14 protein-coding genes are annotated in these 15605 nt (G+C 65.3%); 7 read left to right on the forward strand and 7 right to left on the reverse strand.

Annotated elements, in window-relative coordinates; genetic code table 11:
- Positions 1–16: 16 nt before the first annotated feature.
- Positions 17–907 (reverse strand): PhzF family phenazine biosynthesis protein, encoded by an 891-nt coding sequence (locus ACEOAC_RS12535; protein ID WP_413628362.1) that lies wholly within the window; start codon positions 905–907, stop codon positions 17–19.
- Positions 908–976: 69 nt separating this feature from the next.
- On the reverse strand, positions 977–1897 hold the full coding sequence (locus tag ACEOAC_RS12540; RefSeq protein WP_006463890.1) for a GGDEF domain-containing protein: 921 nt from the start codon (positions 1895–1897) through the stop codon (positions 977–979).
- A 614-nt stretch (positions 1898–2511) separates the two neighbouring features.
- On the opposite strand from ACEOAC_RS12540, the gene ACEOAC_RS12545 reads away from it, so the two are divergent.
- The 6 genes from ACEOAC_RS12545 to ACEOAC_RS12570 all read left to right on the forward strand — a co-directional run bounded on the left by ACEOAC_RS12545 (position 2512) and on the right by ACEOAC_RS12570 (position 9900).
- On the forward strand, positions 2512–6054 hold the full coding sequence (locus tag ACEOAC_RS12545) for an indolepyruvate ferredoxin oxidoreductase family protein (RefSeq protein ID WP_413444767.1): 3543 nt from the start codon (positions 2512–2514) through the stop codon (positions 6052–6054).
- Positions 6055–6186: 132 nt separating this feature from the next.
- Positions 6187–7347, forward strand: coding sequence for an acyl-CoA dehydrogenase family protein (locus ACEOAC_RS12550; protein ID WP_413444766.1), 1161 nt, complete (start codon positions 6187–6189; stop codon positions 7345–7347).
- An 18-nt stretch (positions 7348–7365) separates the two neighbouring features.
- Entirely contained in the window at positions 7366–8148 is a 783-nt protein-coding gene (locus ACEOAC_RS12555) for an enoyl-CoA hydratase (protein WP_241811579.1), read from the forward strand.
- A gap of 117 nt (positions 8149–8265) precedes the next feature.
- A complete protein-coding gene (locus tag ACEOAC_RS12560) occupies positions 8266–8859 on the forward strand; it encodes a histidine phosphatase family protein (RefSeq protein WP_413444765.1) in 594 nt (197 codons plus the stop codon).
- 85 nt (positions 8860–8944) lie between these two features.
- A complete protein-coding gene (locus tag ACEOAC_RS12565; protein WP_413444764.1) occupies positions 8945–9358 on the forward strand; it encodes a GNAT family N-acetyltransferase in 414 nt (137 codons plus the stop codon).
- A gap of 53 nt (positions 9359–9411) precedes the next feature.
- Positions 9412–9900 (forward strand): GNAT family N-acetyltransferase, encoded by a 489-nt coding sequence (locus tag ACEOAC_RS12570; RefSeq protein WP_413444763.1) that lies wholly within the window; start codon positions 9412–9414, stop codon positions 9898–9900.
- 4 nt (positions 9901–9904) lie between these two features.
- Here the strand turns inward: ACEOAC_RS12570 and ACEOAC_RS12575 are convergent, their stop codons facing one another.
- The 3 genes from ACEOAC_RS12575 to zigA form a co-directional block, all read right to left on the reverse strand.
- The gene (locus ACEOAC_RS12575) at positions 9905–10870 is read right to left on the reverse strand and encodes a succinylglutamate desuccinylase/aspartoacylase family protein (protein ID WP_413444769.1); all 966 of its coding nucleotides are present in this window, start codon (positions 10868–10870) and stop codon (positions 9905–9907) included.
- A 92-nt stretch (positions 10871–10962) separates the two neighbouring features.
- A complete protein-coding gene (gene folE2, locus ACEOAC_RS12580) occupies positions 10963–11883 on the reverse strand; it encodes a GTP cyclohydrolase FolE2 (RefSeq protein WP_413628363.1) in 921 nt (306 codons plus the stop codon).
- Positions 11884–11896: 13 nt separating this feature from the next.
- Positions 11897–13111, reverse strand: a complete 1215-nt coding sequence (gene zigA / locus ACEOAC_RS12585) for a zinc metallochaperone GTPase ZigA (RefSeq protein ID WP_077238117.1) — start codon at positions 13109–13111, stop codon at positions 11897–11899.
- 239 nt (positions 13112–13350) lie between these two features.
- On the opposite strand from zigA, the gene ACEOAC_RS12590 reads away from it, so the two are divergent.
- A complete protein-coding gene (locus tag ACEOAC_RS12590; protein ID WP_006463880.1) occupies positions 13351–13575 on the forward strand; it encodes a hypothetical protein in 225 nt (74 codons plus the stop codon).
- A gap of 161 nt (positions 13576–13736) precedes the next feature.
- Here ACEOAC_RS12590 and ACEOAC_RS12595 read toward each other — a convergent pair whose 3' ends face one another.
- Positions 13737–14570, reverse strand: coding sequence for a metallophosphoesterase family protein (locus ACEOAC_RS12595; protein WP_413445469.1), 834 nt, complete (start codon positions 14568–14570; stop codon positions 13737–13739).
- Positions 14570–15583 carry a diacylglycerol/lipid kinase family protein gene (locus tag ACEOAC_RS12600; RefSeq protein WP_413628364.1) on the reverse strand — a complete coding sequence of 338 codons (1014 nt, stop codon included), beginning with the start codon at positions 15581–15583 and terminating at the stop codon, positions 14570–14572. The genes ACEOAC_RS12595 and ACEOAC_RS12600 overlap by 1 nt, the downstream gene beginning before the upstream one ends.
- Positions 15584–15605: the final 22 nt, after the last annotated feature.

The following is a 15605-nucleotide window of genomic DNA, read 5'->3' on the forward strand; positions in this document are numbered from 1 at the left end:
GGGCTTGCCCGTGCGATCAGGCCAGCATGGTCTGGCCGACCGGATCGATGGTGACCGTGCCCCGTCCGATCTCGATGACCCGGCCACCGACCTGGATCGCGCCATCGGCGGCAACGTCCAGGTACAGCCGCGAAGGACGATCCACTGCCGCGCCCTGGTCGATGGCGAAGTGCGCCGGAAGCACATGGCCGGTGGCGCTGAGCCAGCCACCCAGGTTGGCGCAGGCCGAACCGGTGCCCGGATCTTCGGCCACGCCGCCCCCTTGCTTGGTAAAGAAATAGCGCGCCAGCACCTGGCCAGGCTGTGTCGCGTTGAATGCAAAGACATAGGCGGTCTTGCGGCCCAGGCTGCTGACCGGCCAGCGCTGCAGCTGCGCGCTGTCGGGCTGGGCGCGGCGCACCGCCTCGGGCGAGACCAGCGGGATCAGGAACTGGTCGGCCCCGGTATCGACCCAGATCGGATCGCCGGCCAGGTCGCTTTCGTCCAGTGCCAGCAGCGCGGCCACCTCGGCGCGCGACAGGGGGGAGGGTGCCGTCTTCGGCCCGCCGGGGCAGGGCGCGGTAAAGGTCCAGACATCGCCTTGCGCGCGCACCGGCACCACGCCGGCCTTGAATTCCAGTGTCAGGGCGTCGCCCTTGCCGAGCAGCGCGCGCACCACCTGGGCCGTCCCCAGGGTGGGATGGCCGGCGAAGGGCATCTCGTAGCCGGTGGTGAAGATGCGCACGCGGGCATCGGCCACCGTCGAGGGCAGGATGAAAGTGGTTTCGGAAAGGTTGAATTGCAGTGCCAGCGCCAGCATGGTGGCGTCATCCAGACCACGTGCATCTTCGAACACGCACAGGGGATTGCCGCCGAAGGTCGATTCGGCGAAGACGTTAAGCAGTCGGTAAGCGTAGGTGGCGGGCATGGAGGTCTCGCGGCAGGGTGGTCAGGCCGCCGATTGTAGCGACGGCCCCAGCCACGAGACAGGTACAGTTCACTCGTCGACGGCGATACAGTTACGGCCCAACTGTTTGGCGCGGTACAGGCGACGGTCGGCCAGTTCCAGGAACTCGATGCGCTGGTCCATGGGCGAGGGTACGATGGTGGCTACGCCCTGGGAAATGGTGACGGTCTCGGCGACCTGCGAGCTGGCATGCGGGATGGCCGCATCGATGATCAGGTTGCGGCAGCGCTGGGCCACCTGCAGGGCGGCCTTTTCGTCGCATTCGGGCAGGATCAGCACGAACTCCTCGCCGCCATAGCGGGCGAAGAAATCGCGACTACGGGTGGCGGTCTCGCTGAGGATGCGCGCCACCTGCTTCAGGCATTCGTCACCGCGGATGTGGCCGTAGCGGTCGTTGTACTGCTTGAAGTAATCGATGTCGAGCATGATCAGCGACAGCGGCGCGCGTGAGCTCACCGCATTGGCCCATTCCACTTCCAGCGCCGAATCGAACATGCGGCGGTTGGCCACATTGGTCAGGCCGTCGCGATAGGACAGCGCCTCCAGTTCCTTCTGCAGTTCGATCAGGCGGGCCTCGGTCTTCTTGCGTTCGGTGATGTCGAACATGAAGCCGATCAGTGCATTGGGGCTGCCGTCTTCATTGCGCACCACGTGCACCACGTCGCGGATCCAGATGTGTTCGCCATCGCGGGTCAGGGCACGGTAATCGGCTTCGTGATCGGCGCCGGCCTTGGATTGCGAGATGCAGAAGTTGACCACCGCCTCGCGGTCTTCGGCATGGATGCGCATGGCCCAGTCGTCGGCGCTCTTCCAGCTCTCCGGCGCCCAGCCCAGCAACTGTTCGATCTGCGGGCCGATGTAGGTGAACTGCATGCTGCTCCAGTCGATCTTCCACGGAATCGCCTTGGTCGATTCCAGCAGGGTCTTGTAGACCGTGCTATCGGGTTCCATTTGTTCTTGTGTGGGCTGGGTCATGGCGAGTCGTGGCTGTCCAATGCAATCTTGTGGTCGGGAAATTTTCGCGGGCGCTGATCGCAGCGCACTTGCCGTGCGGCAAGCAGGAAGCGTTCCAGTGCGCGCCGGTGGGCGCTTTCGCGCGCAAGGATAACGCGTCTTGCCGCATCTTTCCATTCGGCAGCAAAAAAAATGCCTGCACCCCGGTCTGTGTCTGGCCGGTCTGCGCAGGCACGAAGGCAGGCACCCTGCGACCCCACCCCAGGGGTATCGTTTTTCCTTATACCCCTATCCTCATTCGGTATTTCCGCTTCCTGCGGGCCTGCGGATAGACTTCAGTCACAGCAGTTTTCGAGACGGAGATTGTTGTGTTGACCGCTACCACGGTCGAAGTGTCTGGCAGTGATGCACCGTACCCGGCGCAGTAATGGCAGACGCTATCTGAATCAAAATTTTGGAGACAAGCAATGCAGATCCGTTCGGCAGCTGAGCCTGCCGCAGCGACCGTGCCGACCGTAGAAGGCACTGGCGACTGCGCACAGGCTGCGACCCAAGTGAGCGCTCACTCGCCGGTCCCGCAAGGGAAAACCGGCAACCCCGCGACAGACGGCGTGCACACCGTTGTTGCCACCCCCACCGATGATGTCCCGCTGGCCCCGGTCAGCCTGGACGACAAATACACTGCCACCTCCGGCGCGATCTACCTGTCCGGCATCCAGGCCCTGGTGCGCCTGCCGCTGCTGCAGCAGATCCGCGACCGCGCCGCTGGGCTCAATACCGCCGGTTTCATTTCCGGTTATCGCGGCTCGCCCCTGGGCGGGCTGGACGAAGCCCTGTGGCATGCCCAGCCGCACCTGGCCGCGCACCGCGTCAAGTTCCAGCCGGGCGTGAATGAGGACATGGCCGCCACCGCCGTCTGGGGCACGCAACAGGTCAAGCTGATCGGCCCGTCCGACTATGACGGCGTCTACGCCATGTGGTACGGCAAGGGCCCGGGCGTGGACCGCTGCGGCGATGTGTTGAAGCACATGAACCACGCCGGTACCTCCGCCCATGGCGGCGTGCTGCTGGTGGCTGGCGATGACCACGGCGCCTATTCCTCGACGCTGCCGCACCAGTCCGACCACATCTTTTCGGCATCGATGATCCCGATGCTCTATCCCTGCAATGTGCAGGAATACCTGGACCTGGGCCTGCATGGCTGGGCCATGTCGCGCTATTCCGGTTGCGTGGTGGGCTTCAAGGCCCTGGCCGATACGGTCGAATCGAGCGCCTCGGTGGATGCCGATCCCTTCCGCGTGCAGATCCGGCTGCCGGGCGATTTCGTCATGCCCGAGGGCGGCCTCAATGCGCGCCTGTCGACCGATACGCTGGGCGTGCAGGCGCGCAAGCAGGAAGCGCTGATGCAGGACTACAAGATCTATGCCGCCCTGGCCTACGCCCGCGCCAACCGCCTCAACCGCGTGATGATCGACAGCCCCCGTGCGCGGCTGGGCATCATCGCCTCAGGCAAGTCCTATCTGGACGTGCTGGAAGCGCTGTCCGAACTGGGCATCGACGAAACCTTCGCCGCCGAGATCGGCCTGCGTCTGTTCAAGGTCTCCATGCCCTGGCCGCTGGAGCCGGACGGTGTGCGCGAGTTCGCGCAAGGGCTGGATGAAATCCTGGTGGTGGAAGAAAAGCGCCAGATGGTCGAGTACCAGTTGAAGGAACAGCTCTACAACTGGCGCGACGATGTCCGTCCACGGGTGATCGGCAAGTTCGACGAGAAGGGCGAGTGGGTCGCGCCGCGCGGCGAATGGTTGCTGACCTCCAAGGCCGATTTTTCGGTGGCGCAGATCGCCCGCGTGATCGCGGCGCGCATTGCGCGCTTCCATACCAGCGATCTGATCAAGGCGCGCCTGGCCTTCCTTGATGCCAAGGATGCGGTGCTGTCCAAGGCGGTCAACACGCCACCGCGCCCGGCCTACTACTGCTCGGGCTGTCCGCACAACACCTCCACCCGGGTGCCGGAAGGCAGCTTCGCGCTGGCCGGCATCGGTTGCCACGTGATGGCCACGGCCATCTATCCCGAATTCAACAAGCTGACCACGCACATGGGTGGCGAGGGCGCGCCGTGGATCGGGCAGGCACCGTTCTCTAAGGTGCCGCACGTGTTTGCCAACCTGGGCGATGGCACCTACTTCCATTCCGGTTACCTGGCCATTCGCGCTGCAGTGGCGGCCCGGGTCAACATGACCTACAAGATCCTCTATAACGATGCCGTGGCCATGACCGGTGGCCAGCCGGTCGACGGTACGGTATCGGTGCCGATGATCGCGCAGCAGATGGCGGCCGAGGGCGTGCAGCGCATCGCGCTGGTGTCCGAGGACATCGGCCGCTATGCCGACCGTTCCAATCTGCCGGCCGCCGTGACCGTGCATGACCGCAAGGAGATGGATGCCGTGCAGCGCGAGCTGCGCGAGATCGCCGGCGTGAGCGTGATCATCTATGACCAGACCTGCGCGGCAGAGAAACGTCGGCGCCGCAAGAAGGGCGAATACCCCGATCCCAATGAACGGCTCTTCATCAATTCCGCCGTCTGCGAAGGCTGCGGTGATTGCGGCGTGCAATCCAATTGCACCTCGCTGCTGCCGCTGGAAACGGACTTGGGGCGCAAGCGCGCCATCGACCAGTCGTCCTGCAACAAGGATTACTCCTGCGTGAAGGGCTTCTGCCCCAGCTTCGTCACGGTCACCGGTGGCAAGCTCAAGAAGTCACGCACCGGCGTAACGAAGAAGGACCCGGCCGACGATTTCGGCGAGTTGCCGCAGCCGGTCCTGCCTTCCTGCGAGACGCCGTTCAACATCCTCATCAATGGCATTGGCGGTACCGGCGTGATCACCATCGGCGCCCTGATGGGCATGGCCGCGCACCTGGAAGGCAAGGGCGCCTCGGTGCTGGACATGACGGGCATGTCGCAAAAGAACGGCTCGGTCACCTCGCACGTGCGTATTGCCGCGCGGCGCGATGCCATCCGCGCCCAGCGTATCGCCACTGGCGAAGCCGATCTGGTACTGGGTTGCGACATGCTGACGGCCGGCGCCTTCGACGCCATCTCCAAGATGCGTCCGGGCCGCACGCGTGCGGTGGTCAACCTGCACCAGCAACCGCCGGGGCAGTTTGCCCGCAACCCGGACTGGCAGTTCCCCTTCGAGGAGGTCAAGGCCCTGATCGTCGAGTCGGTCGGCCAGCAGGCCGATTTCATCGATGCCACGCGTCTGGCCACGGCGCTCATGGGCGACTCCATCGCCACCAACCTGTTCATGCTGGGCTATGCCTGGCAACGCGGCGAACTGCCGCTGAGCGAAGCCTCGCTGCTGCGCGCCATCGAACTCAATGGCGTGGCCGTGCAGGCCAACCAGACTGCCTTCCGCTGGGGCCGCCGGGCCGCAGTCGACTTGCTGAAGGTGGAGCGCATTGCCGTGCCGGCACAGCCGGTGGTGCTGCAGATGCCGCAGTCGCTGGACCAGTTGATCAAGCGTCGCGTGGCCCTGCTCACCGACTACCAGGACGCCCGCTACGCCGGCCAGTATGCCGAGGTGGTGGAAGCCGTGCGTGCGGCTGAGGCGCCGCTGGGCAGCGAAAAACTGAGTATGGCAGTGGCCCGCAATCTGTCCCGGCTGATGGCCTACAAGGACGAGTACGAGGTGGCGCGGCTCTATACCGACGGCCAGTTCCAGAAGGAATTGGCGCAGCAGTTCGAGGGCGACTTCACGCTCAGTTTCAACCTGGCGCCGCCCATCCTGGCCCGCAAGGACGGGCAGGGGCATCTGCAGAAGGCGCGCTACGGCGGCTGGATGATGCAGGCCTTCAAGTTGCTGGCACGCATGAAGGGCCTGCGCGGCGGCATGCTGGATGTGTTCGGCCGCACCGAGGAACGTCGCATGGAACGTGCCCTGATCGCCGAGTATCGTGCGCTGGTGCTGGGCCTGTTGCCGAAGCTGACGGCTGATAACCTGGCACTGGCCATCGAGCTGGCGCAGCTGCCGGAGCAGGTGCGTGGCTTCGGTCATGTCAAGCTCAAGGCGGTGGAAGCCATGCGGGTGCGGCAGGCCAGCCTGCTGGCCGCCTTTGCCAACGATGGCAAGGCCGCGCTGGAGGCGGCGGCCTGAGCGTCGCAGCCGGGGAGGGCGGCACTGTCGCGCCGGTGACAACTGCCCGGCACGATTTCCATTAAGCTAACTGCCACTGGCGGCATGCCCTGCGCCCGCACGGCCAGGAAAAACAACGAACAGGAGACAGGCATGGATTTTGAACTCAATCAGGACCAGTTGGCCTTCCAGCAAAGCGCACGCGACTTTGCGGCCGGCGAGATGGCGCCCTTTGCGGCCAAGTGGGACGAGGACGCCCATTTCCCGCTGGACGTGATCGCCAAGGCCGGCGAACTGGGTTTCTGCGGACTCTATACGCCCGAGGCCGATGGCGGCCTGGGCCTGACCCGGCTGGATGCCACCGTGGTCTTCGAGGAACTGGCGCGGGCCTGTACCTCCACCGCCGCCTATCTCACCATCCACAACATGGTCAGCTGGATGGTGGCCACCTGGGGCCAGGCTTCGCTGAAGGAGCAATGGTGCGAGCAACTGGCGGCCGGTCAGAAGATCGGCTCCTATTGCCTGACCGAGCCCGGTTCCGGGTCGGATGCGGCCTCGCTCAAGACCACCGCGCGCCGCGTCGACGACTTCTACCTCATCAATGGTTCCAAAGCTTTCATCTCCGGGGCTGGCAGTACCGACCTGCTGGTGGTGATGGCACGCACCGGCGGCCCCGGCGCACGCGGGGTGTCGGCCATCGTGGTGCCGGGTGATACCCCCGGCATCAGCTACGGCAAGAAGGAAAGCAAGATGGGCTGGAACAGCCAGCCCACCCGCACCATCAGCTTCGACAACGTCAAGGTCCCGGTGGACCACCTGCTGGGCGAGGAGGGCGAGGGCTTCGTGTTCGCCATGAAGGGGCTGGACGGTGGCCGCATCAACATCGCCACCTGCTCGGTGGGCGCGGCCCAGGGCGCACTGGATGCGGCCCATGCCTACATGAAGGAACGCAAGCAGTTCGGTCGCCCCATCGCCGATTTCCAGGCCCTGCAATTCAAGCTGGCCGACATGCAGACCGAACTGGTGGCGGCGCGCCAGATGGTGCGCCTGGCGGCCACCAAGCTGGACGCCGGTTCGCCCGAGGCCACCACCTATTGCGCCATGGCCAAGCGACTGGCGACCGACCTCGGTTTCCGCATCTGCAACGAGGCCCTGCAATTGCATGGCGGCTATGGCTATATCCGCGAATACCCGCTGGAGCGCTATTTCCGCGACGTCCGGGTACACCAGATCCTGGAAGGTACCAATGAAATCATGCGGGTCATCATTTCGCGCAAGCTGCTGGAACGCGACAACCTGGACGATATCCGCTGACCCGACACAAGGACGAGCATGCGCACCTACACCAACCTGAAACTGGACATCACCGGCCACACCGCGGTACTGACGCTGTCCAATCCGCCCGCCAACACTTGGACCCGCGAGGCCCTGGCCGACCTGACACAACTGGTCCGGGACCTCAATGCCGACCGCAACGTCTACACCCTGGTGGTCACCGGCGAGGGCGAGAAATTCTTTTCCGCCGGCGCCGACCTGAAGCTCTTCGCCGATGGTGACAAGGCCATGGCGCGCGAGATGGCGCGTCGCTTCGGCGAAGCCTTCGAGACCTTGTCCGCCTTCCGTGGCGTCTCGATTGCCGCCATCAACGGCTACGCCATGGGCGGCGGCCTGGAATGCGCACTGGCCTGCGATATCCGCATTGCCGAGGAACAGGCGCAGATGGCCTTGCCGGAGGCCGCAGTGGGCCTCTTGCCCTGTGCCGGTGGCACGCAGAACCTGCCCTGGCTGGTCGGTGAGGGCTGGGCCAAGCGCATGATCCTGTGCGGCGAGCGCGTCAATGCGGAGACCGCGCTGCGTATTGGCCTGGTGGAAGAAGTGGTACCCAAGGGCCAGGCCCGCGAGCGCGCACTGGCGCTGGCCCTGCAGGCGGAAAAGCAGAGCCCGTCCTCGGTGGCGGCCAGCAAGCAACTGATCCAGGGGGCGCGCCATAATCCGCTGGGCAGCATCCTGCAGACCGAGCGCGAACTCTTCGTCGATCTGTTCGATACCCAGGACCAGCGCGAGGGCGTCCAGGCCTTCCTCGAAAAGCGTAGCCCGCAATGGAAGAACGCCTGAGATTTTCTGCACCATGACCTGCTTTTGACGCCGCAAACGCGCTCCCCGCGCGGGCGGCGGCGTCGGCATTCCGGACTAGACTGAAGGCCCACAGACTTGTGCGCCAGACCTTCGACCATGACCGGATTGCTGTTCCGAGGCCTCCTCGCTTCCTTCGCCTGCTTTCTTTTCCTGGCTGCCTTTGCTACGCCCGCAAGGGCTGACGACCTCGGCCAGCGCCTGGCCGCTGCTGACCAGGTGCTCATCATGCGGCACGCCCGTGCCCCCGGCATCGGCGACCCGGCGGGATTCTCGCTGGAGGACTGCAGTACGCAACGCAACCTCAACGAAGAAGGACGGGCGCAGGCACGCAAGATCGGAGCCTGGCTGCGCGAGCAGGGCGTGCGCAGCGCGGTGGTGGCGGCCAGTCCCTGGTGCCGTACCCGGGAGACGGCCAGCCTGCTGGGCTTCGGGACACCGCTGGTAGAAGATAGCCTGGCCTCGTTCTTCAATGATCAGGCTGGCCGCGCCGACAGCGCCAATGAACGTCTGCAGGCCTACCTGCGCAGCGCTCTGCCGGCCAAGCAGGGGCGGGCGCTGATCCTGGTCACGCATGACGTGAACATCGCCCGCTGGACCGGTGCCAGCGTGGCCTCCGGCGAGATGGTGCTGGTCAGGGTGGATGCCACCGGCAAGCCGGTGGCGCAGCAGGTCTATCAGCGCCCGGACTGAAGCAGCGCCGGGCAGGCCAGGGTGCCGCGTGCCTTCCGGCATTTTGTGTTAACGTGGGCGGCTTCGACTGTCAGTGAGTCCGCGCATGCCCATCGTCTACCGTACCGACGTCCGCCTCACGGCGGATCAGTTCATCGATATCCTCTCGCGTACTTCGCTGGGACCCCGCCGCCCGCTCGACGACCGTGACTGCATGCAGGCCATGGTCGAGCATGCCAACCTGATCGCCACCGCCTGGGATGGCGAACTGATCGTCGGCGTGGCACGTGGCGTGACCGATTTCGCCTATGCCTGCTACCTGTCGGAGCTGGCCGTGGACGAGCAATACCAGCGCCAGGGCATCGGCAAGGAATTGATCCGCCATGCCCGCAGCCTGCTGGGGCCGCGTTGCCGCCTGCGCCTGCTGGCCGCGCCCGATGCCGCCGACTACTATGGCCATATCGGCTTCGCCCACAGCCCGCGCTGCTGGGAGCTCACGCCGGGTCACGAACTCACGTGATCCGCTCTACACCGCAAGCCTATCCCCCTCATCCATTCTTTCGTCTGCACCCCATGATCCAGATTCAAGCTTTCTCGCCCGACCACGCCAGTGGCGTGGTGGACGTCATCCTGCCGATCCAGCAAGAGGAGTTCGGCATCCCCATTAACCTGGAAGGCCAGCCCGACCTGAAGGACATCCCCGGCTTCTACCAGAAGGGCAAGGGCAATTTCTGGGTGGCGCTGGAGGCAGGCAAGGTGGTCGGTACCATCTCCCTGCTGGACATCGGCAATGATCAGGTGGCGCTGCGCAAGATGTTCGTGGCCGCCACCCATCGCGGCAAGGAGCATGGCACGGCCGCCCGCTTGTTGCAGGGCGCGGTGGACTGGGCCAGGCAGCAGGGCGTGCGCCAGATCTTCCTGGGTACCACCGCCAAGTTCCTGGCGGCGCATCGCTTCTATGAAAAGAACGGCTTCCGCCAGATCGAGCAGGCCGACCTGCCGCCGGCCTTCCCGGTGATGGTGGTCGATACCCGCTTCTACGCGCTGGATTGCGCGGCCTGAAGCCTTACAGGCTGCGCGGGCTGTCCACGCCCAGATAGAACCACTCGTTGCCCGGCAGGGCGCGCGGGTTGGGGAAGACGATGTAGCCGTCTTCCGGTGCGGTGACCGGGCGGCCGTCGCGGCGATGGCCGATCACTTCACCGGCACGCAGCCGGTCGAAGCTGGCCCATTCGCGGATAAAGCGATCATCGGGATGGGCCATGTCGATCACATCGACCAGGCGGATGATCTGGATGTCGTCCGCCGGCGGCTGCAGGGGGCGATCGATCATGCCGTGCAAGCTCAGGGTCTGCAGGATGGCCTGATAGGCGACCTCGGGAGCCTGGGGATCATCATGCTGGCCGCATTCCAGCGTGACGCCGTACAGGCCGTGACTGCGCGCATATTCGGTGGTGCCCACGCCGTATTGCCGGTCCAGCAGATCCGGCGACACCGCATGGCCTTGCTGGCGGCGGCGTTCCACGCCACGCACGTAGGCCGTCATCCATCCTTCGACCACCCGCTTGCAGCCCAGGTGCGCCACCATGCGCTGCTCGGCCGCCGCATGGGCGAAGGGCTCGACTGCATCCTGATTGTCCAGCGGACCCAGCATGGCGAAGGGAACGCCGCCGGTGTGGAAGGAGTGCAGGTCCAGCAGCACCTCGTGCTCATCGATCCAGGGACACAGCACATTGCAGAGCCGGTCCTCGAAGTTGGCCGGGGCCGGATGCGGGCGCAGGTTGCGGTTGAGGTTGCGTTCGCCCTGGCGCTGGTGCTTCTGGTAGGCCAGCGGATTGGTGACCGGCACCAGCGTCAGCAGGCCGCGTTGCAGACGCAGCTGGCCGCTGTCGAGTTGCTCGCGCAGGCGGGCGATGGCCTGCGTGCCGCAGGTTTCGTTGCCGTGCACGGCACCCAGCACCAGCACGCGAGGACCGGATTCGAGGGCGGCGTACTGGTGACGTTGCAGGAAGGAAGGGAAGTGGTCGGACATCATGGAAATCTTTTACGCAGGAGCGGCAACGATACCCCGCTTTCGCTCATCGTGCCAGGCGGCGGCCCGGGGGCGGCCGCCACTGGCCATCATCATCGGATCTGCTCGCGCCAGCCGGGGCTGGCGGTGGCGGCCACCGCATCATGCGCATGCAGGCTTTCGTAGTGACTGACCCGTACCGCGCAGTTGCCGAAGGCCGCTTCCAGTGCCTGCCGCAGGCGCCGCGCCGCATCTTCCACATACATCAGGTTGGCGCCGTTGGCCAATGCAAAGGCTTGCTCATCGGCACGTCGCACGGCCGTCTGCACGGCCGTGCCCAGTGCCGCTTCGGCGGTATCGATCAGGGCCGGTAGCGGCAACTCGGCGCTGTCGGGGGCGACGTTGATGCTCAGTTCGGCCTCGCTGCGCTGGCTGTGCGGCGTGGCCAGGCTGGCATGCCGCGCCAGCCAGTCCAGCGCGGCTTCGCGCGGGATGGCGGGGCTGGCGGCGAAGTGACTGGCGAAGGCATCCTGCAAGGCCTTGCGCGACAGCGCGGCGGAACAGGGGCAGGTAGAGGAATAGGCCACCCGCACCCGCAGGCTCAGTTGCACCTGCTCGTCATGCAGTTCGGCGGCCAGGCTGACGGGGTAGCTCTTCCAGCCGGTCAGACCGGGTGTGACCAGCGCCGGGCGTTGCTGCAGCAGGGAAAAATCCAGGCGCAAGGCGGCCCCGCGTGAGTGGCAATCGGCGTGGCTTTCGCGCATCTGGCGCAGCAGGGCGTGGATCACCGGTGGCGTGAGTGCCGCGCGGGCGGTGAATTGCTCCAGCAGCAGATACAGGCGCGACATGTGGATGCCCTTGGCCTGCGGGTCGGGCAGATCGACCGCCACTTCGGCGCTGGCGGGGATGGGGGCGGCCCCTTCCTGCAGATGCAGGGGCAGGGCGATGCCGCTCATGCCCACCCATTCCAGCGGCAGGGCGATGGTGGCGCGCTGTTCGCGGGCGACGTCGGGCAGGGTGCTGGTGAGGCTCATGGTATCGGCTTCCTCATTCCCAGACCGGGAAAGGATCCGGCATGCGGGCCCAACCCAGCGGCCCCTGGGCCATCTCGGCGTCCGACAGCAGGCAGGCTTCCAGCCTGGCGCGCAGGGCATCCTGGTCGAGATCGATGCCGATCAGCACCAGTTCCTGGCGGGCGTCGCCGACGTTCTCATCCCATTGTTCCATGATGAAATCAATGGATTCCTGTTCCTGCGGCCATTTTTCGCGGGGCACTGCGGCCCACCATTTGCCGGCCAGTCCGTGGCGGCATACCGCCCCGGCCTGCGACCACGAGCCCGCATGGGCTGGTCGCGTGGCCAGCCAGAAGAAACCCTTGGAGCGCACCACGCCCGGCCACTCGCTATTGACCAGGGCGAAGAAGCGCTGCGGATGCATCGGTCGGCGCGCGCGCCAGGCGAAGCTGGTGATTCCGTACTGTTCGGTCTCGGGGACGTGCTCGCCGCGCAATTCCTGCAACCAGCCCGGCGCCTGGCTGGCCTGTTCGAAATCGAACAGTCCCGTGTTGAGCACGCGATCCAGCGCCACCTTGCCGAACTCGGCGCTGACGATGCGGGCACGCGGGTTGAGGCGCTGCAGGATGGCGTGCAGGCGTTCCAGGTCGGGCGCCGAGACCAGGTCCAGCTTGTTGAGCACGATCACGTCGCAGAATTCGATCTGCTCGATCAGCAGGTCGACCACGGTGCGGCTGTCTTCCTCGCCCATCGATTCGCCGCGTTCCTGCAGGCTGTCCTGGGAGCTGTAATCCTTGAGGAAATTGAACGCATCCACCACCGTGACCATGGTATCCAGGCGTGCCACGTCGGACAGGCAGGCGCCGTCTTCATCGGTGAAGGTAAAGGTCTCGGCCACCGGTAGTGGTTCGGAAATGCCGGTCGATTCGATCACCAGCTGGTCGAAGCGGCGCTCCCGGGCCAGCTTGCGCACTTCCATCAGCAGGTCTTCGCGCAGGGTGCAGCAGATGCAGCCATTGCTCATCTCGACCAGTTTTTCCTCGGTGCGCGAGAGATCGGCACCACCGTCGCGCACCAGCGCCGCATCGATGTTCACCTCGGACATGTCGTTGACGATCACCGCCACGCGGCGCCCCTCGCGGTTGTTCAGGATGTGGTTGAGCAGGGTGGTCTTGCCGGCACCGAGGAAGCCGGAAAGCACCGTCACGGGAAGCCGGGTGTCGCGCGGCTGGCGTTGTGTGGTGGTCATGGGAAACGGGAAGGAGGAGGTGGAGATGCGGGTCAGGACGGGAACATGTAAATGCAACTGAGTTGCGAATATCTCATAAATGCAACAATGTTGCAAATATAGGTGCAGCGCATCCGTTTCCGCGTCGGCCATTCCCGCATTCTCATGCCCTGGCGAGATCGGCGGGTCGCCGGCCCGCGCCCTGTGGAGACAGGCCGCTTGTGCTAGCATGGCGCCTCGCAACAAGGAGGTTTCATCACATGTCCCAGATCTTCCCGTACAGGGGAAATGCCGTCATTCCAGAGGTCAAGAAGCTCGATAGCGGTAAATTCATGGCTTGCTTCGTGATTCACGAGGGCAAGGATGGCAGCGGCAAGCTGCGCTACCAGCGCAAGGCGCCCACCAATGAATTCGACTCCGAAGACGAGGCCATTGCCTACATCCTCGATTTCTCCGGCGACTGGATCGACCAAAACCCGATGTGAGTCCGTGCAGGCGCAATTGTCAGGTTTATCAGGTTCGTCAGGTTCCTCAGGCAGCGCCGGTCACGAGCACATGAAAAAAGAGCCGCATGGTTTCCAGCGGCTCTTTTTTCGTCTGTGCGCTCCGTGCGTCCTGGAGGCGTTGGATTGAATCGGAACAGGCCCTAATCCCCCAGTACGCCATCGGCCTTCTGCTCGAACCATTCGTTGCCGCGCTGTACGAAGGTCTGCGTGGCCTCCAGCGCGAAGGAGCGTGCCTCGGGCTGCCAGGCCAGGCGGTGCACCACGATCTCGTGCGGCTGCACCTGCAGCACATTGAAGGAATTGCTCTCGCCCCGGCCGCGGGTGGACGTGGCCGTGCCGGCCTGTACCACCAGCGCCGAATAGCCTGGGATGTGATAGCGCCCGGCGCTGCTGACGGCCGAGCTGGTGTGCACGTGGCCGGCCAGCAGCAGGTCGGCGCCGCACAGGGCGAAGGCGCGCATGGCCGGTACCGCCTGGCCGACCAGGCCATGATGCTGCGGCCCCGGCGGCAGGTCGAAGGGATGGTGGGTGACGATGATCTTGACCAGATGGTCGTCCACCGCCGCCAGTTCGCGCCGCGCCAGCTCGATCTGGCGGTCGTTCACGCGCCCGTCCTGGATGGTCAGCGAGCGGGCGGTGTTGATGCCCACTACCGCAATCTCATCGTCCACGTACGAGGGCTGCAGGTCCTGGGTGATGTGGCGCTTGTACTTGCGCAGCGGCTGCAGCAGGCGCGCGGCGACATTGAAGAGCGGCACGTCGTGGTTGCCCGGGACCACCAGTTGCGGCTTGGGCAAGGCATCCAGGAACTGGCGCGCCTCTTTGAACTGGCTGCTGCGGGCGCGCTGGGTGAGGTCGCCCGAGACCACCACCAGATCGGGGCGCAGTTCGTGGATCTGGGCGATCAGTGGTTCGATGATGGCCGAATCGATGCGACCGAAATGCAGGTCCGACAGATGGATGAGGGTACGCATCAGCGGTCCCCCCACAGTTTGTCCAGCATACCGGCTTCCTTGCCGGCGTCGTCATTTGCTTCCTGCGGCACGATCACCTCCAGCGAGGCAGGGCGGATGCGATAGTGCAGCGGCGTCTGCATCAGGTTGACCTCGCCATCGGTGGCCACGCGCATGCGCTTCTTGTGGGTCTCAATGTGGATCTCGGTGGCGGTCAGCACGTCGAAGTCCTGCGCTGCCTGCAGGCGCCCGAACAGCGCGTGCAAGGCCAGCCGCAGCAGGCCCCAGCGGCCGGTGCGATGGCAGACGTACAGGCTCAGGCGGCCGTCGGTGAGGGTGGAACGCTTGCCGATGTCCAGGCCGCTCATCAGGTATTCGTTGTTGCCGATGAAGACGAAGGGCGTGCGCCGCCAGTGTTCCTGGCCATCGATGGACAGGCGTACGCGCAGGAAGGGGTAGCGTCGCAGCGCGCCCATGGCTGCCCACGTAAACGCCAGCCACTTGCCGCGGCCCAGGCGGGCCTGCTGTTTCTCGCGCTCGCGCACGATGTCCGGATACAGGCCCAGGCTGGAATTGTTGATGAAGGGCTGGCCATTGACCTCGCCACTGTCGACCCGCAGGCGGCGCCCGGTGGCGATGTTGGCGATGGCCTCTTCCAAGACCAAGGGGATGCCGAGGTCCTTGGCGAAGTGGTTCAGGGTCCCCAGCGGCAGCACGCCCAGCGCACTGCGGCACTGGCCGTCGGCCAGCAGGGTGGATGCCACGGCATTGACGCTGCCGTCGCCGCCGCCGACGGCTACCACCGGGACCTGGTCGCGCACCGCCTCGCGCGCAGCCTGCAGCATGTCTTCGCCGCTGTGCGCCAAGTGCACCACGGCGCGCAGGCCGTGGCGGGCGAATTCATCGGTGATATGGGCGGCCAGCGCTTCGGCGTGACCACCACCGGCCTTGGCATTGATGGCGGCAACGACGTCAGGGCGCCCGGTTCCGGTCTTGCTGTCGGGTAAATTCTGGAGGGATTGTTGTTCTGGCATTCGCAACGAGGGGATGTTGGAA

Source organism: Herbaspirillum frisingense (assembly GCF_047325095.1).
Lineage (GTDB): Bacteria > Pseudomonadota > Gammaproteobacteria > Burkholderiales > Burkholderiaceae_D > Herbaspirillum > Herbaspirillum frisingense.

Bases quoted from the DNA above. Each gene is read 5' to 3' on its own strand.
- ACEOAC_RS12540 (WP_006463890.1), bottom strand. From the start codon at position 1,897: ATGGAACCCGATAGCACGGTCTACAAGACCCTGCTGGAATCGACCAAG.
- ACEOAC_RS12575 (WP_413444769.1), bottom strand. From the start codon at position 10,870: ATGTCCGACCACTTCCCTTCCTTCCTGCAACGTCACCAGTACGCCGCC.
- ACEOAC_RS12560 (WP_413444765.1), top strand. From the start codon at position 8,266: ATGACCGGATTGCTGTTCCGAGGCCTCCTCGCTTCCTTCGCCTGCTTT.
- ACEOAC_RS12590 (WP_006463880.1), top strand. From the start codon at position 13,351: ATGTCCCAGATCTTCCCGTACAGGGGAAATGCCGTCATTCCAGAGGTC.
- ACEOAC_RS12595 (WP_413445469.1), bottom strand. From the start codon at position 14,570: ATGCGTACCCTCATCCATCTGTCGGACCTGCATTTCGGTCGCATCGAT.
- ACEOAC_RS12555 (WP_241811579.1), top strand. From the start codon at position 7,366: ATGCGCACCTACACCAACCTGAAACTGGACATCACCGGCCACACCGCG.
- ACEOAC_RS12550 (WP_413444766.1), top strand. From the start codon at position 6,187: ATGGATTTTGAACTCAATCAGGACCAGTTGGCCTTCCAGCAAAGCGCA.
- ACEOAC_RS12535 (WP_413628362.1), bottom strand. From the start codon at position 907: ATGCCCGCCACCTACGCTTACCGACTGCTTAACGTCTTCGCCGAATCG.
- ACEOAC_RS12600 (WP_413628364.1), bottom strand. From the start codon at position 15,583: ATGCCAGAACAACAATCCCTCCAGAATTTACCCGACAGCAAGACCGGA.
- zigA (WP_077238117.1), bottom strand. From the start codon at position 13,111: ATGACCACCACACAACGCCAGCCGCGCGACACCCGGCTTCCCGTGACG.
- ACEOAC_RS12570 (WP_413444763.1), top strand. From the start codon at position 9,412: ATGATCCAGATTCAAGCTTTCTCGCCCGACCACGCCAGTGGCGTGGTG.
- folE2 (WP_413628363.1), bottom strand. From the start codon at position 11,883: ATGAGCCTCACCAGCACCCTGCCCGACGTCGCCCGCGAACAGCGCGCC.
- ACEOAC_RS12565 (WP_413444764.1), top strand. From the start codon at position 8,945: ATGCCCATCGTCTACCGTACCGACGTCCGCCTCACGGCGGATCAGTTC.